Raw genomic sequence first — 25,784 nt, forward strand, 5'->3', positions numbered from 1 at the left:
GACTCCTGAAAAAACGTTCTTCCTCGAGATATTAATTGTAGATGTGGGTGGTTAATCCTCATCTCCAATTCATTGGCTTAGAAATTGGTTCGCCCAAACGTGGCATCACTCTTCACCGTTGAGCTGCTGGATGCATTGATGGCATCGAGTTGTAACACGTAGTCATAATGCCGGATGTAATATCCGGGCTGACTGTACGATTGAAGGGATACTTTGGTGCTGTCAGCCCAACCAGGGCTGCTCAGGAACGTAGCATCTCCTTTATAGGCGGCGGTGTCGGCGTAAGCTTCAAGTACAATTTTGTTGATGGTGTTACGCTTCAAGAAGTAACCCGGGAAGTTAAGGGACTCCAGTGATATTCCCGTAGAGCTGGCAAGACCCGGTACGACGCGGAACTGTGAATCCAGAACAGGAGAGACGTTGGCATCCACGCGAGCGGTGTAATTGGCATGACGGATGTATCGATCCGGATAGTTGTGTGAACTGAACCGGCTGTAACCTGTGGCTTCAGGTGTTGCAGGGCCCAACATTTTGACCTCGTGCAGGGTTGGGGTGTACCAGTTCCCCGGATTATTCCACAAGACGGCGTTCACCATATTGATCCGTACATAACGGGCGGTGAAGTGCACGGCATCCGTGGTGAAACCATAGGTCAGATTGTTGGTGCGATCCAAGGTGGAGTAATTAACACCATCGTTGCTAATCTCAATTTTGTATTTGTAGTACCCTTCAGAACCTTTATACATAAACCAGGAGGTGTCGATCTCGGTGATCGTCTTGGGTGCGCCGAAGTCCACTTGCCACCAGGCAGGCCAGCTATTGGAGGAAGCCACCCATGAAGTCTGGTAGTTACCATCATTAACGTTGGATGCAGACGAGCCGGAGGCTGTGGAGATGGCGGTAGCTGTTTTGCCTTGTGCATGGTTGACGAGAGCAGGTGGTGTTACTGCACCCGTTACTGCATCGATATTCCATGTTGTATACCACTCCAGTGATGCTGTTCCGTTCGAATCATTCAAGGTTAGCGGCAGCCAGATATGTTTGTGCTCTCCGAGGTTCATCGGATTCCAGCGATCCCCCATGTAGACGTAGGATGTGGTATTGCTGCCTGTAATCGTGGCAATATCATGAATCTGCGAACCAAAGGCAGATGGATTGCCATATGGCGTAAGCGCAGTCCATGGACCCGTCATGGAAGTGGCTGTAGCGTAAGCACCCTGATTCGGATACCAGCCAGCCGCTTGGGAGGTGAAGAGGTAGTAACGGTTTCCTTTTTTCACAACGGCAGGTGCTTCACGATAGGCGTTCTCAAACAGCCAGCCCTCGAAGGATTGTATTCCGGTGTAACTTGCATTCATTTTGAAAATAGCCATCGTATCATTGGCGCCGCCATTTTTGCGTGATGCGGTAACCAGATAACCTGTGCCATCTGTATCAACAAAGACGGTCATGTCACGGGATTCATAATTCAGCGGGCGGAAGCTGCCCTCATAGGTGAATTTGCCATTCGGGGTATTGCTTGTTGCGACTGCTACACGCCCGAGGTTGTAGTCCGTACCGTTCTCATAGTGTGCCCAGAGCACATACTGGTTGGTGGAGGCGTTATAGATGACTTTGGGGCGTTCGATTTTACTGGAGGCCAACTCAGTTGCCGAATCTTTCGTCAGAATGGCGTTGCTGAAAGTCCAGTTCTTCAGATCGGTGGAGGTGTACACGTTCACACTGTCGAACCTGCCACCCACCGCATGTTCACCGTACAGATAATACGTCGAGCCTACCTGCATAATGTTGCCGCTGTTCGCATGGATGGGGTTGCCTGCGGTGTCGAGCCAATCGGTGCCATTGGTTATCGTGACACTTGCTGCGCTTGTTCGTTCAGGATGAAGTCCAAACAGGGTGAACGTGAGTGCAAAGACCAGAAACCAGACGGCTTTCCTGTTACCCATTACATACACCTCCCGAAAGATATCAGATAAAATGTAGCGCTTTCATTTATATTGTAGTTCGGCTAGACTCTTTTTCAAGTGAACAATCCAGCCATTGCTGAACAAACCTTCATTTCATCGTGGCTGAGCGGTGAGAGCAGAGGAAATGTTGCTAAATATCTAGTACGATGATGTAGAGCGGATCAGGTACACACGTTAAAATAAAGCTAGACTGAATTCACATCATGGTTGGAGGGTGGACCGTCATGAACAAGTTTATTGTAGATGAGGACCTTCAGGTGAAATTGCATAATGACGAGGATGGAAAGAACACTCCGATTAAGGGAGGCATTACTGCTCAGGATTTTGAAGTCATCTCTACGCATCAAAAGGGATGGTTGACCTTTGCCTACCTGCGCGATCGTCAGGGAATATGGTGGTTCAATGCCCGCAAGAACAAGGCGAGTTTGTTCAGCCAGGATACGGAAGCTTTCCGTGTGATTGATGAAGATTACTGCTGCGACTCTCAGTACGTCTATCTGGAGGATCAGGCCGTGCCTGACTCCGATCCGGAAGGCTTTCGGCTGTTGCCGGATACGCCCTACTTTGCGCAGGACCAACGTTATTTATATGTGAAGAGTAGCCAGCATTTTCATCTTTTTGAGGATATCGATACAAATGCTGTGATTGCTCATCACGATTATTGTACCGACAAAGACCACCTGTTCCATCTGTCCAGCTCTCTTCGCTATGCGAATGGGGACAAGGATGAGGTGAGAGAATGGTTGCGTGAGCATCATTCCGACGTACCTGGCTGGTGGAATGATCAATATGCACACAGTGCAGAGGGCGCTACGCAGATCACAGGGAATTGGGTTGAGACTGCGTCGTCTATTTTTTATAAAACAGAATGGGGCGGTACGTATCGTCGAGAAGCGAAAACGGTATTCAACCTTGTCCGTGGAGCGGACAGATCTACCTTTGAACCACTGGATGAGCACTTTGCACGGGACCAGGAACGGGTTTATTTTCAGTGGCGTATCCTCAAGGGAGCAGACCCGGATACGTTTCAGCCACTAGGTGGACCTTTTGGACGTGACCGCAATCATGTGTATTACAACGGATACCGTGTCGATGAGGCAGATGCTCGGGAGATTGAAGTGTTTGCCGGGACAGAGCCTCTCGGACTTGCCAAGGATCAGCACCATGTGTATCGTGCCGAGGTTGTTCGGACAAGTGAGCCTTTCGGTCATCCAGACGATGTGCTTCAGATGATCAAGGGGGCGGATGCATCGACATTTGAGTTAATAACACCTTCCGGCAGTTGGGCGGTGGATGCCGATCGTGTGTATCTGTGGGGTAAACCGAATAAACATATCGATCGAGCCAGCTTTACACATCTATTCGATGCCGATCCCCAGAGTTGGGCCACGGATCAGAATGGTCTATATAATGCCAATGGCAACCGTACGGTAAAGGGTGTCAATGGAAGTACATTTGTCATGCTGAATCCATATTGGGGCAAAGACGACCGTGTAGTGTTCAGCTTTGTGACGGGTGGGGTTTATAAGTCGGGAGATGCAGCGACGTTTCAAGTTACGGATGATACAGGGGGCGCCGAAGATGCGCTATTTAGGTATACGGTAGAAGGCGGTACAGTGCGGAAAAAGAAGAGGTAATGAAAACAGGGATGGCAGACTTAGAAAAGAGTCCACTATCCCTGTTTGAATTTCTATTTATTTGACCGTGTTTACCAAACTATTTATGACCTTTGCGAACCTTGAGCTGCATCTTTTTGATCGTTGTATTCTGCATGAGCTCTAATACGAGTGGGCCTTTGCCGTTCAGAATCTCTACATCCGTCACATTATCCAGAATCGTAATGATCCCGATGTCGTCTGCAGTAACCCCTTCAAGCTTGGCGATGGTACCTACAAAGTCTACGGCGCGAAGTTTCTTCTTCTTGCCTCCGTTGAAGTTCAGCTTCATGATCTGTTGGTTCAGCTGTTCACGCTTGTCCTTTTTACGTTCAGGAACGATCTTCAATCGCTTCTCAAAATCTTCTCTGCGGCGATCTACAGCTTCCTCGGAAGGTGCTTTCACGACAGGGATTTCGAATCCAATATAGGATTCAATCTCCGCCAGACGTCTGCCATCTTTCGGTGTAATCAACGTAATGGCTTTACCTGTTTTGCCTGCGCGCCCCGTACGGCCTGTACGGTGAACATATCCCTCTTTTTCCAAAGGAATATCGTAGTTGATGACATGAGTAATATTTGTGATATCAATACCACGTGCAGCTACATCTGTCGCGATCAGATAACGGAATTGTCCCCGTCGGAATGCGTTCATCACTTCAATCCGCTCATCCTGCTCCATACCACCATGGATACGATCTGCTGGATAGTCAAGGTCAGCCATGACACGGAACAGTTTGTCCACATTTTCCTGCGTACGGCAGAACACAATGCAGCTATCCGGATTTTCCACAATGAACAAGTCCTGAAGCAGCGCGGTTTTGTTCACCTCTGGAACGTGAATCACGGCATGTTCGATGGTGGCTGTTGTCAGTCCACTTGCCTTGATCTCAATCTCCACCGGGTTGTTCATGTATTTGCGTGACAGCTTGGCTACATCTTCAGGGAACGTAGCGGAGAACAACATCGTTACTCGCTCCTGCGGCAGTTTCTGAATGATGGACTGTACCGTCTCAATAAAGCCCATATTCAACATCTCATCAGCCTCGTCAATAACGAGATAGGCGATCCGTTCGAGTGGCAGCGTGCCGCGTTCGATATGATCCAGTACCCGACCTGGTGTACCAACAGCCACGTGTGTTCTTTGTTTTAACTCTGCTTTTTGGATATGAAAAGGGGACTGTCCGTATAGTGCGGTTGCTTTAATACGCTTAAAGCGGCCGATATTCGTAATATCTTCGTTAACCTGCAAAGCCAGTTCCCGGGTTGGGGTAAGAATCAAAGCCTGTGGCTTATTCTCATTCCAATCCACAAGCTCACAGAGCGGAATGCCGTAGGCGGCTGTTTTACCACTGCCTGTCTGTGATTTGACCACAAGATCCTGATTCTCAAGTGCTACCGGAATAACTTTAGTTTGAACCTCGGTTGGTGTCTCATAGCCCAGACTGTCCAGTGCTTTTACGATCTCTTCACCAAGTCCATAATCTTTAAATTGTTGCTCGCTCATCGTTTACCTCTTTTGCGTTAGTTTTGAATACTCTACATACAAGCATTGCACCGTACATTTATCGTATACCTCTTCATTATACTCTATATGCAGGCAGGCTAACGGAGTAAATGCTTTAAGTGTGTAAATTGTTTTCATGATTTCTGATTTGAGGGAGCAACGTTTGTTGCTATTCGTATGTGTATCATAACGTTCCACGTGAAACGAAATGTATCGGTAGTTTGCTTGGTGTTAGTGAATGACCATTTTTACAGCCTTGGTTTGGGGAGGGTAAGATTGAGCAATAATTCCATTGACCCACACTTCTGCACTTCGACCAACCATTGTTTCATCCAAAGAGACGGCGACAATCTCTCCTCCAACGATGAGTTCGGCGTCCTTGCTGAGCGAGACCCAAATCGGTCCTGAATCAACACCGCCATCTTCTTTATTGTCGATGAGTACCTGACCTCTTTCTTCCTCAAAATCCGTAATAATTCCTCGTACATGTGGCTTCTCTTTCCCTTGTTCCTCGGATTGCTCTGCGCATCCGAGCGTTAGCAGAAGCAAGATCACTGGTAATAAGGATAACCTTCGTACAATGGACATTGGGGTGCTCACCTCGCATCCTTTTTAATCAATCTATAACTATGGACGTTACCTGAGAGGATGAAGTTCCTGTACATCAATAAAAAAACGAAAATCAATCGATTCAGTCTGGTGCTAGAAATTGGAATATGTTAGCATATAGTTATCTTACTGAACGGAGGGATACGTGTGGTAAATTTTTTTCGATTGAGATAGTAGCGGAACGTTTGCTTGCGCTTGCTGTTTCACTGCCTGTGTGCAGATCATCGGGAGAAGTTTGCCTGTTTACACGTATGCCGTTATTTGTAGTGGACACTCTTGCATAAGAGTGGTTCTTTGATGTACCACTATGGGGATGCGCAAAAATAGGTATAGCCCTATTCCGAGATCGAAAGCACAGGCATGAATGTCTGTGTTTTTTATTTTTCCAAGGAAAAGGGGAGGTTTGGATATGACAAAGTCAAATGAACAAGTGGATTTCACACAGGATATATGGTTGCTGGCTGAACAAAATGGGCTTCAAATCCGCAAGGAATCAATGGAAATCAATGAGTCCGGGATGGACTTCCGTGTAGCCTTCGCCACTGATATAAGTGGACAAAAGTGGGTTCTGCGTCAGCCGCGGCGTGAAGACGTATGGGGGCGTGCCGAGAATGAACGTAGAGTACTGGACGTTGTCCGGGGGAGTGTTCCGGCACAGGTACCGGACTGGCGAATCTGCACGCCCGAACTTATCGCTTATCCACTATTGGATGGCGACCCGATTGCAGTGGTAGATCCTGCTGGCGCAGGATATGCGTGGCGTTTCCCGCAGGAGACCTTGTCTGACGAGTTCCTGGATTCACTGGCTGCTACACTTGCCGCATTGCACAACATTGATCCTGAGGAGGCGGCCAGGGGCGGAGTTCGGATCAAGACGCCTATGGAAGCTCGCAAAGAGTTTGCGGCAAATATAGAGGAGATTAAAAAGAATTTTACGGTACCGGACCAACTGGCGGAACGCTGGACGGTGTGGCTGTCTGTGGGTAGCTATTGGCCGAAGCACTCGACGTTTAATCACGGGGATCTGCACCCACCGCATATCATTGTCGATGATACACAGCGGGTAACCGGACTCATCGACTGGACGGAAGCGGAGATCGCTGATCCGGGTAAGGATTTTGTAATCCTTTATGGACTTTTCCAAGATGATGGACTACGCGATCTGCTGAAGCGATACGAGAAGGCAGGGGGAAGGACATGGCCTCAGATGTTTGAACATATTCGGGAACAATGGGCTGCTTACCCGGCACTGGTTGCCAAATTTGCTCTAACCACAGGGGAAGAGTCGACGATGGAAATGGCGAGAGGCATGCTGGCAAACTGGGATGTAAGGCGGGATTAGGTGCTCCAGTGAAGGTGTGAATCTAGTATGTCAGATGAGGGGAGGTGGATTGTGGCACGAGAGCGTAAGACGCGATGGTTAATAAGCATTGTACTGACGGTTAGTTTAGCCAGTTGCTCGGCCCCTTTTCCCAACTCACATGAAGGCGCAGGAAACAGGCTGTCGCCAGAGCGGATGGAAGAATTGAGGAAGGAATACCCGCTATCTAATGACACCCCGGTGTTGATCAATATCAGAGAAGTAAGTTTCAGAGAGATCATGGATTTTGCGGACTCCGTTATTGTAGCAGAGGTTGTGAATAGCCTTCCGAATTTTAGCGTGGATTTGCCTGCCGACCCGGGCACGCCTGAGGGTGATTTTGCAGAAAAGGATCGGGCTGCTGGTCTTGTACCCTTCAAGCCTGAATTCATTACTTACAAGGTGAAGGTGCATAAGGTTGTAACAGGTGAGGATGTAGAAAAGGATACGTTTCTCTTTTACAATGCTGACTTCGCAGGTGTGGAGCCTGAACTTAAACCAGGTATGAAGATTATCGCTGTAGTCAAAAAGGGGACGACCGGAGAACAGCTGGGAGGATATTCGTTCACTCGCTACGGCACATACTATATTGTCGATGATGACTACGTACTTGCTGCCTATGAGGGTGAATCGGATGAATTACGTGACTTTACGGAACAAACGAATGGAATACAGCTGGATTCTTTTATAGATAAAATCAAGAACCTGCCACAAGGCTAAATGACTTTTTCCCATAGAGCAGTTACAGCGATAATCCTAACGGTTTGTTAACCTAGCAAAAGGCGATCCTCACCATGATATTCATGGGAGAATCGCCCTTTTTTCTTTTTCGTTAAGCGTGGTGCGTCACGATTGTACTTATTTCAAGATACTCACATATTTCCCGTATACAAATGCTACACGTCCATCCAACTTCACTTTTACCCAACCATACTTGTCTGTACTAATTACCTCAAGCAGGGTACCTTTCGGTACGGCAGCAACGACCTTGGCTTTGGATGAAGCGCCAGCGCGTACGTTCAGGTAAGCCGCAGTAACCTTGGCTTGTTTGCCTTTGATGACGGTATCCGGTTTACCAGTGCTTGGTGTTGATGGTTTAACAGGTTTCGACGTGCCTGGAGTCGGTGTTGGTTTTGGTACTGTTGGTGTCGTAGGCTCCTCAGGAGTAGTTTCTCCCTCGCCATTGCCTGCTGCTTTGCGAGCTTTGTTCAGCTGTTGATAGAACGCTCCCTTGGTTTTCACGCCTGCGAATTGTGCCGCACTCACATCTGCTTTGGCAGATAGCGTATCAATCTCTTCCTGAGTCACCGTATCCAAAATGTTAATGGAGGCAATGTTGGTGTACTTGCCATCTTCTGTTGTTGGCACAGACATGATGCCATCGTTAATTAACTCCACCACATCTGCACGCTCCGGTGCAGTCAGGTCTACGCCAGTGATTTTCCAGTTGTGTTGAATCTTCGGTTCGTAGACACCTTTCATGACATCTTTCAGATAGGCGATTGACAGGTTGCGAATTGTGCCTTGAATCTCACCAAATGCCGAAGCATCCTTGGAGGACCAGAGCTGCTTGAACTTGCGCCCTTCCATGGCTCCGCCTTTGGCAATCAGAGCTTCCATTCGATAGGCGTTCATGCCAAGTTTCAACGTATCGTCTTCTTTTACTGTCGTACCGTTGCTGTACTTGAGATTTGTAATCCGACTGCCGTATGGTTTGGTCAGGTCAATCTCATACGTTACGCCGCCGAAGAAATCATCGGTGCTGTATTTGGAAGCACGTCGTTTCGGATCAAAACTGATGGTCACATCACCCGGGCGTGTGGAGTTGAAGTACCCCGCAGACCACTCCATGTAATCCTTCAGATCACGTCCGGTCACTTCATACACGGTTACTTCACCGAAGGTGTATTGGTAGTTGAACGCAATATCCTTTTTCTTGATCGGGCCTACATCCAGCTTGGCCTTGTCGTTATCAATCTGGTGCGCGACCACATCGGCATCGCTGTAGTGCAACATCACTTCGGTGAAAAAGTCAGACAAAGGTGTTTCCTGGATCTGCACCGCAGGGATACCCTTAATCTCATCAGCAGGTACCAGGTTCGTTCCTTTCAGTTCAGCCACTTCAATATTGGCATCGGCACGAGCGAACTCGTGGAATGGGTGCAAAGTCTCTTCCAGCGCAGGATCGGAGACTTCATATGTTCCGTCGGCTGCTTTTACAGCGAGAGCTTGAGCTTCCTTGCTTTTCAGCACAACTTTGTCGCCGTCTTTTTCAAATGTCAGATCGATTCGTGAAATATGTGAGCCATATTTATTCGGTTCGGAGATCAATACGCCGTTAACCGTTTGGGATTCAATCAAGGTATGCATGTGTCCGGCAAAAATGGCAGCCAGCTCCGGGTTGGCGTTGGCGATATCCGTCACTCCGGTGCCCGGATTTCCGTTCTCGTTATCCAATCCCATATGCATGAGTCCAACCATGACATCAACTTTGCCTTTCAACTCAGCAATGGCCTTCTTGGTTTCTTCCACAGGATCTTTGACGATGATACCGTCCAGGTGATCCGTCCCTTTTTCAAACTCGGTAATCATAGGTGTGTTCATTCCAATGACACCCACTTTGATTCCGTCTTTCTCGATAATCGTATAGGCAGGCATGTAGCGGTCGCCGTTTTCTTTGAAAATGTTACCCACGAGAGGCTGTCCATTGAATTGGGAAGAGATCTTCTCCAGTACGTCCAGTCCAAAGTTAAACTCATGGTTACCCATGACCCATGCGTCATATTTCATCTCGTTCATTGCAACCATCATGGGAGATTGAGGTTGATCATTGAACAACTCAGCCGAGTTATCCTGAATCATGTCTCCTGCGTCCAGCAGGATTGTATTGGGATTCTCCGCACGGACTTTTTTCACAATCGTGTAGAGCTGTGTCATGCTACCAGTTGGATTTGGACCGTCCAGAGCATAGTCCCACGGCATGAATCGACCATGTATATCCGATGTACCCAGCAACGTGATCTTGGTTTCCTTGTCTGCCTCAGCAGCCTGAACCGGAGTGGAAGCAAAAGGGGCGAACAAAATGGAGGCACATAAGAGGAATGATAGGGGCCATCCGGCGAAACGTTTTGTTGAAATTTTGCGCATGTTGTAATCTCCCTTGTTATCTAGTGTATGTAAAGATATGTATCATTTTATACTAGATAAACATGTGGTGAATGTAAACTCCAATGTAAGAGTTATGTTGGATTTAAGAGAGTGAATCTATAAATAACTTCAGAAAAAGCACTAAATTCTATTTTTTTACAATAAAATACTATAATTTGACAGGTGTTAAAAACCAAAATTATCCAGTAAAATGATGTTTGTAAGCGCTTAACAAAAAATGAATCTAAGGAGGAAAATCATTGATTAAGTCTAAGTGGTTTAAAACAGTCGGCTCACTGGCATTGGTAGGGATTCTCGCTGCTTCTGTTGCGGTTGGTAGTGTGAGTGCTGGTTTGGCGAAAGGTAGCAAATTTCTGGGCAATATTATTGCCAACCAGGTTCCTTCGAATTTTAGCCCATATTGGAATCAGGTAACTCCGGAGAACTCTACCAAGTGGGATGCTGTTGAAGGCACACGCAACGTAATGAATTGGGGCCAGGCGGACATGGCCTACAACTATGCTAACAACAACGGATTCCCGTTCAAATTCCATACGCTCGTATGGGGAAATCAACAGCCAAATTGGATTAACAGTCTCTCAGCTGCAGATCAGAAGGCTGAAGTGACACAATGGATTAAAGCCGCAGGACAGCGGTATTCGAAGTCTGCCTTTGTTGATGTGGTAAATGAACCTCTGCATGCGAAACCATCCTATCGCAATGCCATTGGTGGAGATGGGGCAACGGGTTGGGACTGGGTCATCTGGTCATTCCAACAGGCGAGACAAGCCTTCCCTAACTCCAAATTGTTAATTAATGAATATGGTATTATCGGTGATCCCGCTAAAGCGGACCAATACATCCAGATTATCAACCTTTTGAAAAACAGAGGTCTAGTTGATGGTATTGGAATCCAAGCGCATTACTTCAATATGGACAACGTTTCTGTGAGCACGATGAACACGGTATTGAACAAGCTTGCAGCGACAGGGTTGCCAATTTATGTATCCGAGCTGGATATGACAGGTGACGACAATACACAATTGCAACGTTATCAGCAGAAATTCCCTGTGCTGTGGAAACACTCTGCTGTTAAAGGTGTGACGCTGTGGGGTTACAACCAAAATCAAACTTGGCAGGCAGGCTCCCACTTGGTCAATAGCAACGGTACAGAACGTCCGGCTATGCAATGGCTGAGAAATTACCTGGCGAACAATCCTTAAGCTTGCGTTTTGACAAGTCTGAGCATCTCTTGCAAATCCGGTAATCATATAACACCAAATAGCGCCTGTTCTACATGTTAAGCATGGGAATATGGCGCTATTTGTGTTAATGCTTTGTCTCAACAGTGTTCGGCAATTCATGGTGCAGGGAAGCATTTAATTTTAATCCAAACCAATACAAAAGCGATCAGTGCAAAGATCATTCCGCTCCAGATCAGTTGATGTATTCCCAGATTTGCGATGAACCAGCCGCCGATGGCAGTACCCAGGGTAATACCAAGGTTAGAAAAGGATACATACAAACTGTTGCCGAATTCAGGCGCATCCTGCGCTTCAGCGGTTAACCAGGTTTGGCTAACAATCAATCCTCCTGAATGCACGGATGCCCAGAGGATGACTACAATAACCATCCATATGAAGTGAGGACCGGCCCAATAGACGAGTGCGTAAGCTGCTACATACAGCAGGGGGAACATGAGGACAGTTCGGACCACGCTCTTACGCAGAAACTGTCCAAACCCCAAATTTCCGATAATCATGACGACACCAAAGACGGTCAGCATGACACTGATCCATGATCCGCTCATTTGAGTGACTTGCCCAAGATACTCGGCGAAATAGCTGTATACAGAGAACATGGCGGCGAATATAAAAATGACTGCGGCAACATTCAGCCATAACCCGGGTTTGCGCAGAATACCAAGCTGCTTACCATAGGACATCTTTTCCTTCACGGGCATTGAGGGTAACCAGATCCAAATTCCGATAAAGGCGACCACACTGACCATCGCTCCAAACAGAAAGGCGACTTCGAGAGATAGGCGTTCAGCAAGATACGATGTCAGCGGCACGCCAAAGGCAAAGCCCGCGGTAACTCCGGTGAATACTTTGGCGACGGCCTGGCTGCTTTTCTCTGCCGGAACGAGTTGGGCACTGGTGACTAGGGCTACGGAAAAGAAGACGGGATGGAATAACGCGGGAATGATACGGAAGATAAGCATGGTATCAAATGTTGTGGCGTAGGCATAGACGATGTTCGAAATGGCAAACATCAGCACAGCGGTTAAAAGGATGATTTTGCGATTAATTCCGGACGCCAGCAAGGTGAGAAAGGGACCCGCAATGGCTACGACCAGCGCAAATATACTGACCAGCCATCCTGCCTGTGCAGCCGAGATACCGAATTTATGCGCAACCTGAGGCAGTACCCCCACAATTCCCATTTCTGTTGTAATGATCCCGAATACACCGATTGCCATAATCAGGATAAGGAGCGGGTTGACCTGTTGTGATTTCATGTAAAGCGTACCTCCAATTAATTTAAATATACAGAAAAGTAGATATAATATTCTAAAATGGGACTGCCTTTCCTCCTATAATAGGATGGACATGAGAGTAAGTTCTCTGGATTACATTATATCTAGATTTATAGATTTGTAAATATAAAAGGTGAAACGTCATATCTTTAAGTCGTCTTCGGCTTGTGTTCTACAGGAGTAATCATGGTGACAGTAGGCATGGTCTGGTCCATGAAAAATAGCGCCGGCCCCGGGAATTCTTGGGCCTGACGCTATTAATGTATGCATTTTTAACGATGTGTTGGATCAATTATTTCGGTTGGATAACCATGCTGTTGAACGAATCTGCCTCCAGGTTCATGTGTAGGGTATGTCCTTCTTCAAGGGTTAGATACAGGTCACGAGGGGCCTGGAATGGATTGTTGATGACAATCACGAGACTGTTATCCGGGTTGCGGAAAGCAACGGATTTCCCGCTCCACGCGCCTGACAGGCCGACTCTTCGAGCACCAGGAACAATATGATGAGCGAAGTGTTTCATCACATAATACTCGGGGTTCCGAGTAACCTCCTTATTGTCCGGATCTACGGTGATCATGGAGTTTTGCTCCCAGCCCCATGTGCTGCGGCCTTTGGGTTCCAGAACCATGTTCCAGTAGATGTACGCGTTCACTCCGTTGCTGAAGTAGTGCTGGTAGAGGTTATATACATATTTGGCGTAGTTCCATGAGTTGTTGCCATCACCGCATTCGTTCTCAGTCTGCATATACCGCAGCTCCGGATAACTCGCCGCGGTACGTTGAATCGCATTTTTGCCAGCCCATTGATACCCAACACCTTTGATATAGGAATAGGCTTTTGGATCACTCAGGACAAGGCCGGCGTACTCATCGAAGTCATTTGTTTTTTTCTTGATTAATTCCTCCCATGGATCAGGGGCATTGATCGTCCCCAGCCAGATTTCTGTATCCAGACCGTGTTGGTCAAAAGCGGGGCCCAGATAATCAGCGATAAACTCACGAAGCTGCTCGCCTGTCCACATGCAAGAAGGGAATTTCTGATCTGCAATCACTTCGTTCTGCACATGCACCTGATGGATTGTAATGCCTGCTTCGCGGTAAGCCTGTACAAATTTTACGAAATACAGGGCGTAGGCCTCCAGAATAGCTTTCTCCCAACGAAGCGTGCCATAGTTATAGGCTTTCGGCGATTTCATCCACGTTGGCGGACTCCATGGGGAGGCGAAGAATTGCAGGTTCGGGTTATAACTTAGAGCTTCCTTAATGTAAGGAATCAGATATTTGAAATCACGTTCGATTGAAAAATGTTCCATGGCCACGTCTCCGTCCACCTCGTTGTGGCTGTACCACTGCTCTGCATAGTCACTTGCGCCGATCGGCAGGCGACAGATGTTAAACGTGTGCTCACCCTCCGGATGGAAGAGAGAATGAAATACCTCATGGCGCTGCTCCTCATTCAAGTGGGATAGAGCAATATAACCAAGCTCGTTGAAACATCCGCCAAACCCTTCTACAAGCTGGTGTTGCTCACCCGTCAGTTTTAAGTTAGCGCTTTCATTAGTCAGCACAAAAGATAGCTCTCTCCACGGGTTGTCTTGGGTTGTGGAATAACCAGTGAGCATGAATGTCATGTGAATTTCCTCCTCGATTGAACCTCAGTTGTCATATATATATTACGTTCAGTATAACAACTCCCACGGCAAAAGAAGATAGGCTAAACCGTGTGAAATTTACCCTAATCCAAGATAAAGCATTACGAGTTCGTATCCGCACAGACAGATCGTATGCTGCAATTTGCTTGTGATCGGCGATGTCCATATACCATTATCCAATGTCATTACGCAACTGTCATAACACAACAAAAATCCCCGCTGATTGTTCAGACGGGGACTTTCGCTATGTTTTTCTTAAGGCTGTGCACTCTCACCAAGCTGTTTATTTTCAAAAATCAGAATCGTTTTGCTGCTTCCGATGTAACCAACAGAGGTATTAAATTGCTCTGAAATGAATCGTACCGGTACAAAAGCTTTACCATTTTTCATCAGAAGAGGAGCATCATTGATCGCAAGCGTATCATTCACGACAACTTGTTTGTTACCCACGCTCCAACGGATGGTCTTGTCATTCTGTGTGATCACAGCTTCGCGCGTACCGCTGTTCCAGTTCACACGGGCATTTAACTGCTCCGAGACAAAACGCAGAGGCACATAGGTCCGGCCTTCATCGATAAAAGGTGCAGCATCCAGTGCATAAGCGTGATTTCCTACATAGGCAGTGGTGGACCCTTCAATCAGACGCTGGAAGCTGCCCTGCGGCGTTCGTTTCTGCTCCCGCACATTCATCCGGTTCAGAAGCTGCATCGTCTGACTGCCACTTGCGACATCCAGATAGTTGTTCTGCACCGTAAGCCCCGCAGGCTCAACCTCTGAGACAGAGGTCTGAATACCAGAGGATAACGAGGTGGAGGCCGAGATATCCTGTATAACATTTGTCGCTGACTGATCACGGGTAAACGTAAAACCTGCGATCGGTGTCAGATCCCACACCCGGTTGTTGGATAATTTTAATACGTCCAGGCTGGAAAGCTGCCGTAAAGGTTCCAGATCATAGATCTGATTGGACTCTGCATTCAGCTCCGTCAGCCCAGTCAGTCCCTCAAGCCCCTTGAGGTGCTGTACTTGGTTACCAGAGATATCAAGTGTCCGAAGACGTGTCATGTGCTCCAGTGGTGTCAGATCCGTGATTTGGTTGCCTGCCACATTCAGATTCCGCAGTGTATTAGGCAATTCAGCCAGTACGTCCAGCGTCTGAATCTGGTTGTTTGCTACATTGAGTTGTTGGAGCCGTGTTTTACCCATGAGCGGTGTCAGATCGTTAATCGTATTGTTCGAGATCTCAAGCCACTTCAGTGCATCCGCATCTGAGAGGGCCGCAAGACTGGCAATCTGGTTACCGCTGGCGTGGAACGTATGTAATCGGTTGAACCCACGTACAACCTCTATGGAAGAAATGGAATTGTTGCTGATGTACAGCCGTCCCAAGTCTTTTAATTCAGTAAGTTCGTCTATGGATGTAATGTAATTGTTGCGAACATCGATCTCGCGAAGCTGGGTTAGGTGCTCCAGCGGTGTGAGATCCTCAATCTCATTCCCATATAATCGGAGGTGTGTCAGGTTGGTTGCATATTCGAGACCGGTCAGGCTGTGAATACCTGCATTGCTTAGATCTACCACCTCAAGCTGCTCCAGATCCGTTGAAGTTAATGGTACATCCAGAGGTTTGTTCAGGATTAGCTTCAGTCCGTCCTCCAAAGCGGGATCTTCAATGATTCCCTCGCCCAAGTCTTTGTTGGTGTAAGCCATGGCTTGCCCCGATGCCCCGAGACTCAGGATGAATACTAGAAATAGTAGCGTCATTCTTCTCATTGCATGCATTCCCTCCGATTCCGATGATATTAAAATATAAAATACTCCGAACAGTAGTAATCGTAGGGTTGTTCTGTCAATCGGAGTGCTATGTGTAAATCAATCTGTTTAATTTTTGCAGGTTCGGCTAAAAGCACATCTATAGTTATTAACCCGTCAACCGGAAAAAGGAACAAGAAATTTCGTAAGGGGTATTCCTATACTTCTATTCTATATGAAACAAACCCTGATCTGCACTCTTCAGAGACATGTTTATCAAAAAAAATAAAACATCTCCCGCCGACCCTATTCAATCCACCCTTGAAACGGGTAAAGATGAAGTAAAGATGCCATTTTGGAGGGGAAGATGTGAGTATGCGCCAAGCCATGATCATTAGTAATCCATCGTCAGGTAAGGAAGAGGCCGAGCAGTATGTGTCCCAAGTCAGAGAAATTCTGGAGTCACAGCAGTATGAGGTGGTTGTTAATGAGACGGCCGGGGAAGGTGATGCCACCAACTACTGCCTTAGCGCCTGCAAAGACGGCTGTGATCTGGTCATCTCCATCGGAGGCGACGGTACACTACATGAGACGATTAACGGCATGATGGATCAGGATCATCGTCCCCGATTAGGCGTTATACCGCTAGGTACGGTGAATGATTTTGCACGTGCGCTGAATATTTCGCTTGACCCGGAAGAAGCCATTCGGCAGTTACGTTCGAATCAGACCCATATCGTGGATTTGGGGAAAATCAATGATCGCCTGTTTGCCAACGTTGTGGCTGCAGGTTCTTTGGCAGAATCTCTGTTCTCCGTATCCTCGGAAGAGAAGTCGAAGTTGGGTTCATTCGCATATCTCAAAGAAGGCTTGAAAGACCTGGTGAATACACCAGCCAATCATCTAACCATCGAATATGACGGACAGATCTGGGAGGGGGAATCGCCACTTTTTTTGGCGGCGCTGACCAACTCCGTCGGAGGATTTGAGAAGTTGTCCCCGGATGCTGAGGTGGACGATGGTCTGATACATTGTTTTGTTATTCGCAACATCAGTGTGTTCAACAGCCTCACACTAGGTACTTCCCTGTTTTTTGGCAATCTGAAAGACCATAAGGACGTGGACTATTTTACAGCGAAAGAAGTTTATGTTCGCTCAGACGAAGCCATTCGCACCAATGTAGATGGGGAAGAAGGTCCTGCCCTGCCGATTCATATCCGTGTCCTGCCAAGGCACATTGAGGTTATCATACCGGAAGAAGTATAGTATATTCTTTTGGATCTATAGGCTGGAATGAAGAACCTATCATTTCTCCATATGAAAGTAGGATAAATCTATTGAAACCGATTGCAGATATATGTCACAATCAAAGGTAAGATACACGATAATATTCGAATATGGAGGGAAAACATCTTGAGAACCATTAAATTGGGCAGCAGTGCACTAGAAGTACCTGTAGTCGCGGTGGGCTGCATGCGGATTAATTCACTAGACGGTAAGGAAGCCGAACATTTTGTTCGTTCTGCAATGGAGGTTGGCGCAAATTTCTTTGACCATGCCGACATTTATGGTACAGGAACATGTGAGGAGATCTTCGCCGAAGCGGTACAGATGAATCCCCAAGTTCGTGAAAATATGATTCTTCAATCCAAATGCGGTATTCGCAAAGGCATGTTTGATTTCTCCAAAGAACACATCCTGAACTCAGTCGATGGCATCCTGCAACGTCTGAAAACGGAATATCTTGACGTTCTGCTGTTGCACCGTCCTGATGCATTGGTTGAGCCGGAGGAAGTGGCTGAAGCCTTTGATCAACTGGAGCGCGAAGGTAAAGTGCGTCACTTCGGGGTATCGAACCAGAATCCGAACCAGATCGAATTATTGAAAAAATACGTGAAACAGCCACTGGTAGCCAACCAGTTGCAGATGAGTATTACCAATACGACGATGATTGACAGTGGCATCAACGTGAACATGGAGAACGATGCCGCGGTTAATCGTGACGGTAGCATTCTTGATTACTGTCGTCTGCATGATATCACCATTCAGCCGTGGTCCCCGTTCCAGTACGGATTCTTTGAAGGTGTATTCCTGGGTAGTGACAAGTTCCCGGAATTGAATGCAAAGATTGACGAGATTGCTGCGAAGTATGACGTGAGCAATACAACGATTGCAATCGCATGGTTGCTTCGTCACCCTGCGCAGATGCAACCTGTGACAGGCACGATGAATATCGAACGTCTGCAAGACTGTGTAAAAGCAGGAGATGTTCATCTTACGCGTCCAGAGTGGTATGAAATTTACCGTGCGGCAGGCAATATACTGCCTTAAATCCAAGTTATAGTGAGCATGATGACTGCTGAGTCAGTTGAGAACACGAGCCCGTAGATGGCTCGTGTTTTTTGTCTATTTTCAGGTTTGATGTCAGGCGCGTTTCCGATATAAAATAAGGATAGAGATTTGTGGCTTAATTAAAGGATTAAAATGTAATTAATACAAATTAGTTGAAATTATTATATTGACCGATACTTTTTAATTACATATAATTACTTTTGCATACCGATAATCCCGTTTATGTTTTTTATTTTGGAGGGTGGTGTTCGTTTGGAGTCGACAACCACGATACGCGATCACTTGGAAAGTTATCTGAAGCGTGAACAGATGTCCATTAGTCATTTTTCGGAAACGTCAGGGATTAATTCGGGTACGCTCAGCAATATTTTGAATAAAAATCGGCCTATTGCCATGCAGCAGTTGGATCGCATCACTTCCGCCATGAGACTGGAAGAAGGTTACTTCTATGAGTTATACATAGACGAGTGTTTTGTACACGCGACCCCGGACTGGCGAAGACTGGGACCCTTCCTTCATCGCTGTGCCGAGTTGGACAAGTTGGACTGTATTGAAGAGGTTATTCGTCTGATGATGGATAATCTATCCTATATTCCTTTGTTATTTGATGTGGCTGAAGAATTCTACCAAGCAGGTAAATTCAAACCGGCCATTCTTCTATATGAAAACATTGCTGAAAGCGAGAAAATGCAACATTCCGAGCGGCTGGCACTCTGTCAGTATCGACTGTTCCGGTTGGGACTGACCAATGATCAGCAGCGGAATCTGATTATCGCAGCCCGGTTCGAATATTATGTGGATCGGCTGGATGAGCGCTATCAATTGGATGCGCTTAACGAACTAATTAATGCATTTGCATCACTTCACAGATGGAGCAAAGTTCAGGAACTATCTGAAAAGTTGAAGGTGAAAGCAGCCATCCATTATGAGATGAATGGCCGAAGGAAACAAGAAGAGACCAAACGACCTATCGTTTTTTATATTATGTATGCGTATTTAGCCTGCGGAAGTGCCCACTTCCACTTGAATAACTATGAAATGGCATTGAAGTATGTTGCATTATACTCCGATTACAGTTGGGTGAAAGAGCCTGAACCTGAAGAAAAAGTGGTTATTCATCAGTTTCAGGAATGGGCTGAGGGTAATCGTTATATATATCAATTAATGGCTGGGCAGTTTGAAGTATTACCTGACTACCTCGCGTATATCTCAACGAAGGAAAATGAGATATTTCCAGCGCTTTGTGATATTGTAACGGCTGCTAACCGTTATGATATGAACATAGATCATGTACTCAATCAATATGAGCCATACTTCACTTATCATGAACAGAGAAATCGGATAGGGAAAGTAAGCAAGCAGGTAACCGATGATCGCTACGTTCGTCTTTTAGCTGGATTAGGCACGTATTGTCTTAAAAAAGACAGGTTTGCGGAGGGATTAGATTTTGTACTGAACAGCTTGAGATTTTCTATTGAAATTAGCGATGGACGAGGTATGCTTAGAGGTGTCGGACTGTTTGAGCAATACAGGGAATATGCGTCTGACACAGCTATACAGCAGTACAAAATCTTGATTGGTGAGGTGCAGAAACTCAATGAAGAGAAAGCTGGCTTTGCTGATAGTTACATGTAGTATAGTGGTGAGCATTGTAGCTCCTGTTACTGGACCTGTCCCGACTGTGGAGAATCCAGACCCTTCAATTTACCGAACAAATGATCACGGTTTAGGGACATAAGCCTGAACCAATGGACGCTTCTGAATTCATTTCAGGAGCGTTCTTTTTTTTGTGTATCAAAGTGGAAGAATAAGTATGTCGTATCTCACATGCGCTTATGATTGGCATAATACACTAAAATATGACAAAAAGGAGGGATACTATGGATCGCCTGGATTTGATATCACGGATCGAAGATGCCAGACAGTTGTTATATCGCATGCATATGGAATACGGCAGTCTGCTTCATCCGGAAGTGATCCAGCAATCCGTAGTCCTGGACGGTCTTATTAATCAATACAACAGAGCCAAGGTAGGAAAGGCAATGAGTTAAGTTCGCCTATTTACATTTGCGTTTTTGTATACTATAGTTAGTTACATGAGTAACTAACCGACTAACTGACTAATGAATACGTATGAAAGTTGGAAGCACATGAAATCGACTTTGGATGAATCTCAGCCTATTTTTCATCAGATTGCCACGATGATTATGGACGATATTGTGGAGGGCAGATTGAAGGTGGAAGAACAGGTTCCCTCAACCAATGAACTGTCACGCTTCTACAATATCAATCCGGCTACAGCCCGCAAAGGACTGCAGGAACTCGTGGACAAGGGGATTATATACAAACAGCGAGGTGTTGGAATGTTTGTTGCAAAGGGAGCAAGAGAAGCATTGCTCGTTGAACGGAAGCAAGATTTTTATGAAGAATACATCAAGCCTTTACTTGAAGAAGCCAGACGGATTCACATGAATGAAGACATGATCATTGATCTGATTCGCGGCAAGAAGGATAAGGAGAGTGAGTTATGATTCATATGGAGCAGGTCAACTACAGCTACCAGAAGACGCCCGTTCTGAACCAGGTTACGCTACATGAGAGTGAGCCAATCATTAGTGCAATCTGGGGAAGAAATGGAGCGGGTAAAACAACCATGATGAGTTTACTGGCAGGGCATAACCGCCCCGACAGTGGAACCGTTCAGATCATGGGTCAAGACCCCTATAATAATCTGGCTGCCCAAGAGCATCTGTGCTACATCCAGGAGAATCATCCCCTGGGGAAAAACTGGACGGTTAGTGACATGGTTCAAATGGGGCAATATTTTCATCCGCAGTGGAATCAGGATTTGGCGGAGCGTTTAATGGATGTGTTCGAACTACCGGCGAAGAAAAAGATCATTAAATTTTCGAAAGGCATGAAGACTGCCACCCAGATTATATTGGGTCTTGCCAGTAATGCAAAGATAACCATTCTGGATGAACCCACCAATGGGCTCGATGCTGAGAAGCGTAAATTCTTCTATAATGCGTTACTGGAAAGTTATGAAGATAACCCGCGTCTGATTCTGATATCCAGCCATCATATTGAGGAGATTCAGCCTTTATGTGAGTCCCTTATCGTTTTGCAAGCCGGAGAGGTGTTGTTAAATCAACCGATGGAAGAGATGCGCGAAAAAGGAGTTCTTCTAACAGGGAGAATTGATGATATCAACCAAGTCACAGCAGATGTTAAAGTTATCGAATCTTCCCAGATGGGATCGACTGTAAAAGTGATGATTGATGAGCCCTACTCGAAAATGTGGAAGGATATCGCTCATTCGCAGGGTCTTTCCATTGAGAAAGCGACATTACAAGATTATTTGGTTAACAGGACCCGTAATCAAGAGGGGGTTAAACCATGAACGCAGTAAAAGGTACGAATCGACTGATTCGCGATGATATGCGTTTGTATCTGGGTATATTTTCATCCATCGCTCTAATGCTCACCGTTGTATATCTGGCCATTGGCTTCATATTTGATGTCTCGTATGCCACGCAACTGTTTGGTCCCATGTACGGAGGGATATGTACGTTTGCAATCGGGGGAATTATTACACTGTTTCCTGTTGCGATTGGTATGGGTAGTACACGAATTCAATTCATGAAATCCTTCTATATGAACTCGGTATGGATGGTTGCAGGCACCATGGTCATTCTGCATGTGGCGTATTTCCTCATACACCTGCTTCAGGAAAAAGGAATTGTTGACGTAACCCTTTATCAACCAGGCATGTTGTATTCAAGCGAATATCATTTCTTATCCTACCTGTGGATCGATCTGATGTGCGGTTTTCTCGTACTGGGAATCTCTGTCTTCCCAACGGTTTGTTGGATGCGATTGGGGATGCGCGACTTTTTCATTATGTTCTTTGGGGTTGGCTTGGTCATTACGCTGATCATTACATTGGGCAATCTTGGTGAGTTTATGTTGTGGATTGCTAGGATTGATCGCATGACATTGTTCACCGTTCTGGGGTGTATTGGTGGTGCGCTACTTCTATCTACGTACCCGATGATGAAGAATGCGCCGCTTACCATGAAATCCAAAAAAGACTGACAGGAAACAGTTATAAAGGAATCTATATAAGTTGAACTAATCATTTACACGATAACGGAGAGGACAGAAAAAACCTGAAAAAGCGAAGCGTGCGCCTTTATCACCGGATTTTCCCATGAGAAAGGGGATCGAAAAAATCTGGGGATAACAGCGATTGGAAGGTTGTTCTGTCATCGTAGTGTCAGTGTAAATAATCTTTAGTTCAACTTATATAGGCAAGGAATCTAAGCGAAACTTCCTGTAATCTGAAAAACACGAGTGCGAACACGCCTCGTGTTTTTTGTATCATCCTAAATCACTGAATATACCTATTCGGCAATCTTTGTACGCAATTCAAAATGAAGGTGTATCCCTTAAGCCTGAGCTTGCGGTTTGAATCCTTCGTCCTTGAGGTACTCGCCGGCTTCACTACGCGTTTCAAAAGCCATATCCAGATTAACACCGGAATACACATACCACATGTCATCTTCGTATTTTAAAGTCAGCGTATGTCCATCTTCATCAACCCATGTTCCGCCACCCGTAGAGGTTGTAGACAAGGCAGGAGCAACAGCTTTTACTTGTTCTGGCTCTTCGAATTCAACTGCGTTGGGATTGTGAGACATCGCTTGGATCGTTTCATCTAACAATGTGCGCAGATCTGCTTCGGAGTAATCACGAATATTGACGAATCCTTTAGCATCGGTCTCATAGTCAGGCAGCAGCCCTGCATAGATATAACCGTTACCGTTAGGGTGAATATGGAGAGCAACAATTTTTTTATCATACGCACTATCCTCGTAGTGGAAATTAACACGACCGAGAGAAACATCTTTGCGTTGCAGTTGGGGATACGATTGTAGCACTTCAAGCTTTTGTTCCACGTTAAGCATAATTGCCTCCTAGTTAGTGTTCAATAGGGGTGATTATAACATAGGTAATCACTTATGACGATTCGGAACTATTCATCAAAATGCTTCGTCCTAGTTCTTTCAGGTGTTCCATAACTTGCAGATAGGGATATGGCCCATAGCTTACACGTGCTACACCCAGTGCGGCAAGCTGTTTTGGTGAAGGCTCAGGAGACGTAACCATAATGTTAATTGGCAGCGATGAACGCTCACACAATTCCTGAATCAGTTGGTGATCCTGCAAACCGGGTACAAACAGACCACTGGCTCCTGCATCTGCATATTGGCTCGAACGTATAAGTGCTTCCTCTAGGAGGGAGTGGTTATGGTGTTCAGGTGCATGTTGCAGAAAAATATCTGTGCGGGCGTTAATGAACAACGGGATGCCTGCCTGCTCCGCAGCTTCCCGGGCGGCGGACAGTCTCGTGCACTGCTCCTCCACAGAGTACAATCCCAAGCCAGTGGGAAGTTGGTCTTCAATGTTGACTCCTACAGCACCATGATCGATGACTTGCAGGATATTTTGCTTCACTTCTGACACCAACCTCCCATACCCTCCCTCTATATCGATCGTTACAGGTAGATCCACGCTCGCTGTAATCCGTGCCAGATTGGCAAGTACCAGATGGAATGGCATGGCTTCCCCATCTTGCTCACCATGGGCCGCAGCAACGGACCAGCTTCCGGTTGCGATGGCCGTTGCTCCAGCGGATTGAATGGCTTGCGCACTTCCGGCATCCCACACATTAACGAGAACAAGTGGTTTTCCTTTCACATGGTATTGTTGGAACAACGCTGCTTTTTCTTCTAAGGTACTCATATTATGTTGACTCTCCTTTGTTATATCATGCATTCCTTTGGACATTTGATGCGTACTTCATTACTTTATTCTGTTTTTCAGCTACCCTGTTTTTGTTTCTCGTGAGTCAAAAGCCAGTTTTTGCGAGTTAATCCCCCGCCATATCCACCCAGTTCGCCACTGGCATTAATTACACGGTGACATGGAATCACAATCGCAAGCTGATTGGCCCCATTCGCCTGTGCCACAGCTCGGCAAGCAGTCGGTTTTCCCAGTGCATTTGCAATCTCCTGATATGACCTCGTTTCACCAGCCGGAATGGCCAGCAACTCGTCCCACACACGCTTTTGGAATGGTGTTCCTAAACAGAACAACGGTGTGTCGAATGCTGTCCGAATACCTTGAAAGTACTCGTTTAGTTCACGCTCAATGGACTGGATGGGAGCTGTAGTGCCGGGTACAATCGCTGATTTGGTTCGTTTGCGCAGACGCTCAACTTCGCGTTCCAGACCTCTGCGGTCCACAAATTCCAGTAAATATAGCGACTCCTCATCTGCAATGGCCATCATCGGGCCGAGGCGGGTGTCAATCCAGGACGCTTTTAGGATATGTCCTTCATCGACTTGTGTAGGGGCAGCACCCATGATCCGTGAAAAGGCATCGCGGAAGCCGCTGCTTGATTCATATCCGGTAGATAATTGGCTATCAATCACGGTGCGGCCGGAGCGAATATTTTTCAGGGCAAGTCCCATGCGGCGAGCGCGAGCATATTCGACAAAGGTCATGCCGAACCGCTTCTTGAACTGTCGGCGAGCAGTAGATTCGTCGATGGAGAGGGCCTTGAAATCCTGTCCTTTCCAGCGTTTCTCCGGATTTTTCTCCACAGCTTCCACTAATATGCGAACGACATCGGATACTTGGTTAGGGTGAGAAAGTGGACGACAGCGCTGGCAAGGGCGATAAGAGGCCAGAAGTGCTTGCTGTGCCGTCTCATAGAATTCGCAGTTTTCGAATTTTGGCTTTCGCGCAGGGCATGTGGGACGACAGAACACACCTGTGGTTCGGACTCCAACATAGAATAAACCCTCGTATTCCGAATCCTTGGCCACAAGCGCCTCGTAATATTGTTCCTTCAGATCAGCAGAAATCATGGGGGCACGTCCTTACTCATTAGAATCTTTATCTATACCTATTATAGAAAAACGTTGCAACAAGCATCGCCGAAAATCAGGCATGAATATTGGATAGATTAAATCGGATATCACATTGAAATTCGGTTGTTCAGAATTTGTTTAGAGTGAACTGGTAGTATAGACCTATCAGTGTAGGGTTACTTAGGCAAAGATACCTATATAGTGAAAAATATAATTATTGATCATTCATTGTTATAGGAAAAATACATAGGTAAACATGAAATTAAAGATTAGCGGAATGAAAGTCTGGAGGTCGACTAGA

The 25,784-nt window shown here is 46.3% G+C and carries 21 protein-coding genes; 11 read left to right on the top strand and 10 right to left on the bottom strand.

The features are described 5' to 3' along the window. Positions 1–77: 77 nt before the first annotated feature. Positions 78–1,946, bottom strand: coding sequence for an AbfB domain-containing protein (locus MHI14_RS00700; RefSeq protein WP_341129698.1), 1,869 nt, complete (start codon positions 1,944–1,946; stop codon positions 78–80). Positions 1,947–2,191: 245 nt separating this feature from the next. Here MHI14_RS00700 and MHI14_RS00705 point away from each other — a divergent pair, with 245 nt between their 5' ends. Next, complete coding sequence (locus MHI14_RS00705; RefSeq protein WP_341129699.1) at positions 2,192–3,604, top strand: DKNYY domain-containing protein; 1,413 nt, start codon at positions 2,192–2,194, stop codon at positions 3,602–3,604. Positions 3,605–3,683: 79 nt separating this feature from the next. On the opposite strand, the gene MHI14_RS00710 is transcribed toward MHI14_RS00705, so the two are convergent. Both MHI14_RS00710 and MHI14_RS00715 read right to left on the bottom strand, forming a co-directional pair. Then, entirely contained in the window at positions 3,684–5,129 is a 1,446-nt protein-coding gene (locus MHI14_RS00710) for a DEAD/DEAH box helicase (protein WP_339311454.1), read from the bottom strand. A gap of 231 nt (positions 5,130–5,360) precedes the next feature. Continuing rightward, complete coding sequence (locus MHI14_RS00715) at positions 5,361–5,717, bottom strand: hypothetical protein (RefSeq protein ID WP_091035462.1); 357 nt, start codon at positions 5,715–5,717, stop codon at positions 5,361–5,363. A 430-nt stretch (positions 5,718–6,147) separates the two neighbouring features. Here MHI14_RS00715 and MHI14_RS00720 point away from each other — a divergent pair, with 430 nt between their 5' ends. Then, positions 6,148–7,080, top strand: coding sequence for a macrolide 2'-phosphotransferase (locus MHI14_RS00720; RefSeq protein ID WP_341129700.1), 933 nt, complete (start codon positions 6,148–6,150; stop codon positions 7,078–7,080). Between the two features lie 51 nt (positions 7,081–7,131). Continuing rightward, positions 7,132–7,818 carry a hypothetical protein gene (locus tag MHI14_RS00725; protein ID WP_341129701.1) on the top strand — a complete coding sequence of 229 codons (687 nt, stop codon included), beginning with the start codon at positions 7,132–7,134 and terminating at the stop codon, positions 7,816–7,818. A gap of 138 nt (positions 7,819–7,956) precedes the next feature. On the opposite strand, the gene MHI14_RS00730 is transcribed toward MHI14_RS00725, so the two are convergent. Then, entirely contained in the window at positions 7,957–10,080 is a 2,124-nt protein-coding gene (locus MHI14_RS00730) for a 5'-nucleotidase C-terminal domain-containing protein (RefSeq protein ID WP_431523254.1), read from the bottom strand. Between the two features lie 425 nt (positions 10,081–10,505). Between MHI14_RS00730 and MHI14_RS00735 the strand changes: the two genes are divergently transcribed. Then, a complete protein-coding gene (locus MHI14_RS00735) occupies positions 10,506–11,468 on the top strand; it encodes an endo-1,4-beta-xylanase (protein ID WP_133386336.1) in 963 nt (320 codons plus the stop codon). Between the two features lie 137 nt (positions 11,469–11,605). Here MHI14_RS00735 and MHI14_RS00740 read toward each other — a convergent pair whose 3' ends face one another. The 3 genes from MHI14_RS00740 to MHI14_RS00750 form a co-directional block, all read right to left on the bottom strand. Beyond that, entirely contained in the window at positions 11,606–12,766 is a 1,161-nt protein-coding gene (locus MHI14_RS00740; RefSeq protein ID WP_341129702.1) for an MFS transporter, read from the bottom strand. Between the two features lie 310 nt (positions 12,767–13,076). Next, the gene (locus tag MHI14_RS00745) at positions 13,077–14,408 is read right to left on the bottom strand and encodes a glycoside hydrolase family 30 protein (RefSeq protein WP_445670358.1); all 1,332 of its coding nucleotides are present in this window, start codon (positions 14,406–14,408) and stop codon (positions 13,077–13,079) included. Positions 14,409–14,693: 285 nt separating this feature from the next. Beyond that, complete coding sequence (locus MHI14_RS00750; RefSeq protein WP_341129704.1) at positions 14,694–16,211, bottom strand: leucine-rich repeat domain-containing protein; 1,518 nt, start codon at positions 16,209–16,211, stop codon at positions 14,694–14,696. A 354-nt stretch (positions 16,212–16,565) separates the two neighbouring features. On the opposite strand from MHI14_RS00750, the gene MHI14_RS00755 reads away from it, so the two are divergent. The 7 genes from MHI14_RS00755 (at position 16,566) to MHI14_RS00785 (ending at position 22,640) form a co-directional block, all read left to right on the top strand. Further along, positions 16,566–17,456, top strand: a complete 891-nt coding sequence (locus MHI14_RS00755) for a diacylglycerol/lipid kinase family protein (protein WP_133386441.1) — start codon at positions 16,566–16,568, stop codon at positions 17,454–17,456. Positions 17,457–17,603: 147 nt separating this feature from the next. Continuing rightward, on the top strand, positions 17,604–18,521 hold the full coding sequence (locus MHI14_RS00760) for an aldo/keto reductase (RefSeq protein ID WP_076213731.1): 918 nt from the start codon (positions 17,604–17,606) through the stop codon (positions 18,519–18,521). 273 nt (positions 18,522–18,794) lie between these two features. Next, positions 18,795–20,177 (top strand): transcriptional regulator, encoded by a 1,383-nt coding sequence (locus MHI14_RS00765; RefSeq protein WP_133386332.1) that lies wholly within the window; start codon positions 18,795–18,797, stop codon positions 20,175–20,177. A gap of 245 nt (positions 20,178–20,422) precedes the next feature. Beyond that, positions 20,423–20,593: an aspartyl-phosphate phosphatase Spo0E family protein gene (locus MHI14_RS00770; RefSeq protein ID WP_091035488.1), complete on the top strand. Its 171-nt coding sequence runs from the start codon at positions 20,423–20,425 to the stop codon at positions 20,591–20,593. 99 nt (positions 20,594–20,692) lie between these two features. After that, a complete protein-coding gene (locus MHI14_RS00775) occupies positions 20,693–21,073 on the top strand; it encodes a GntR family transcriptional regulator (RefSeq protein WP_036611682.1) in 381 nt (126 codons plus the stop codon). Then, on the top strand, positions 21,070–21,945 hold the full coding sequence (locus tag MHI14_RS00780) for an ATP-binding cassette domain-containing protein (RefSeq protein ID WP_133386331.1): 876 nt from the start codon (positions 21,070–21,072) through the stop codon (positions 21,943–21,945). The genes MHI14_RS00775 and MHI14_RS00780 overlap by 4 nt, the downstream gene beginning before the upstream one ends. Beyond that, positions 21,942–22,640 (top strand): hypothetical protein, encoded by a 699-nt coding sequence (locus tag MHI14_RS00785; protein WP_133386330.1) that lies wholly within the window; start codon positions 21,942–21,944, stop codon positions 22,638–22,640. The genes MHI14_RS00780 and MHI14_RS00785 overlap by 4 nt, the downstream gene beginning before the upstream one ends. 353 nt (positions 22,641–22,993) lie before the next feature. On the opposite strand, the gene MHI14_RS00790 is transcribed toward MHI14_RS00785, so the two are convergent. From MHI14_RS00790 to MHI14_RS00800, 3 genes are all read right to left on the bottom strand, one after another. Further along, a complete protein-coding gene (locus MHI14_RS00790) occupies positions 22,994–23,512 on the bottom strand; it encodes a hypothetical protein (protein ID WP_133386329.1) in 519 nt (172 codons plus the stop codon). A 52-nt stretch (positions 23,513–23,564) separates the two neighbouring features. After that, positions 23,565–24,350: an isocitrate lyase/PEP mutase family protein gene (locus tag MHI14_RS00795; protein WP_133386328.1), complete on the bottom strand. Its 786-nt coding sequence runs from the start codon at positions 24,348–24,350 to the stop codon at positions 23,565–23,567. Between the two features lie 77 nt (positions 24,351–24,427). Then, complete coding sequence (locus MHI14_RS00800) at positions 24,428–25,480, bottom strand: bifunctional transcriptional activator/DNA repair enzyme AdaA (RefSeq protein WP_133386327.1); 1,053 nt, start codon at positions 25,478–25,480, stop codon at positions 24,428–24,430. Positions 25,481–25,784 lie beyond the last annotated feature (304 nt).

Source organism: Paenibacillus sp. FSL K6-2393 (assembly GCF_038002545.1).
Taxonomy (GTDB): domain Bacteria; phylum Bacillota; class Bacilli; order Paenibacillales; family Paenibacillaceae; genus Paenibacillus.

What these genes read in the sequence shown, in the direction of transcription:
- MHI14_RS00800 (WP_133386327.1), bottom strand. Translation starts at nt 25,480, where the DNA reads ATGATTTCTGCTGATCTGAAGGAACAATATTACGAGGCGCTTGTGGCC.
- MHI14_RS00770 (WP_091035488.1), top strand. Translation starts at nt 20,423, where the DNA reads ATGGATCGCCTGGATTTGATATCACGGATCGAAGATGCCAGACAGTTG.
- MHI14_RS00730 (WP_431523254.1), bottom strand. Translation starts at nt 10,080, where the DNA reads ATGCCGTGGGACTATGCTCTGGACGGTCCAAATCCAACTGGTAGCATG.
- MHI14_RS00715 (WP_091035462.1), bottom strand. Translation starts at nt 5,717, where the DNA reads ATGTCCATTGTACGAAGGTTATCCTTATTACCAGTGATCTTGCTTCTG.
- MHI14_RS00745 (WP_445670358.1), bottom strand. Translation starts at nt 14,408, where the DNA reads ATGCTCACTGGTTATTCCACAACCCAAGACAACCCGTGGAGAGAGCTA.
- MHI14_RS00780 (WP_133386331.1), top strand. Translation starts at nt 21,070, where the DNA reads ATGATTCATATGGAGCAGGTCAACTACAGCTACCAGAAGACGCCCGTT.
- MHI14_RS00795 (WP_133386328.1), bottom strand. Translation starts at nt 24,350, where the DNA reads ATGAGTACCTTAGAAGAAAAAGCAGCGTTGTTCCAACAATACCATGTG.
- MHI14_RS00775 (WP_036611682.1), top strand. Translation starts at nt 20,693, where the DNA reads ATGAAATCGACTTTGGATGAATCTCAGCCTATTTTTCATCAGATTGCC.
- MHI14_RS00705 (WP_341129699.1), top strand. Translation starts at nt 2,192, where the DNA reads ATGAACAAGTTTATTGTAGATGAGGACCTTCAGGTGAAATTGCATAAT.
- MHI14_RS00720 (WP_341129700.1), top strand. Translation starts at nt 6,148, where the DNA reads ATGACAAAGTCAAATGAACAAGTGGATTTCACACAGGATATATGGTTG.
- MHI14_RS00710 (WP_339311454.1), bottom strand. Translation starts at nt 5,129, where the DNA reads ATGAGCGAGCAACAATTTAAAGATTATGGACTTGGTGAAGAGATCGTA.
- MHI14_RS00755 (WP_133386441.1), top strand. Translation starts at nt 16,566, where the DNA reads ATGCGCCAAGCCATGATCATTAGTAATCCATCGTCAGGTAAGGAAGAG.
- MHI14_RS00790 (WP_133386329.1), bottom strand. Translation starts at nt 23,512, where the DNA reads ATGCTTAACGTGGAACAAAAGCTTGAAGTGCTACAATCGTATCCCCAA.
- MHI14_RS00785 (WP_133386330.1), top strand. Translation starts at nt 21,942, where the DNA reads ATGAACGCAGTAAAAGGTACGAATCGACTGATTCGCGATGATATGCGT.
- MHI14_RS00740 (WP_341129702.1), bottom strand. Translation starts at nt 12,766, where the DNA reads ATGAAATCACAACAGGTCAACCCGCTCCTTATCCTGATTATGGCAATC.
- MHI14_RS00700 (WP_341129698.1), bottom strand. Translation starts at nt 1,946, where the DNA reads ATGGGTAACAGGAAAGCCGTCTGGTTTCTGGTCTTTGCACTCACGTTC.
- MHI14_RS00750 (WP_341129704.1), bottom strand. Translation starts at nt 16,211, where the DNA reads ATGAGAAGAATGACGCTACTATTTCTAGTATTCATCCTGAGTCTCGGG.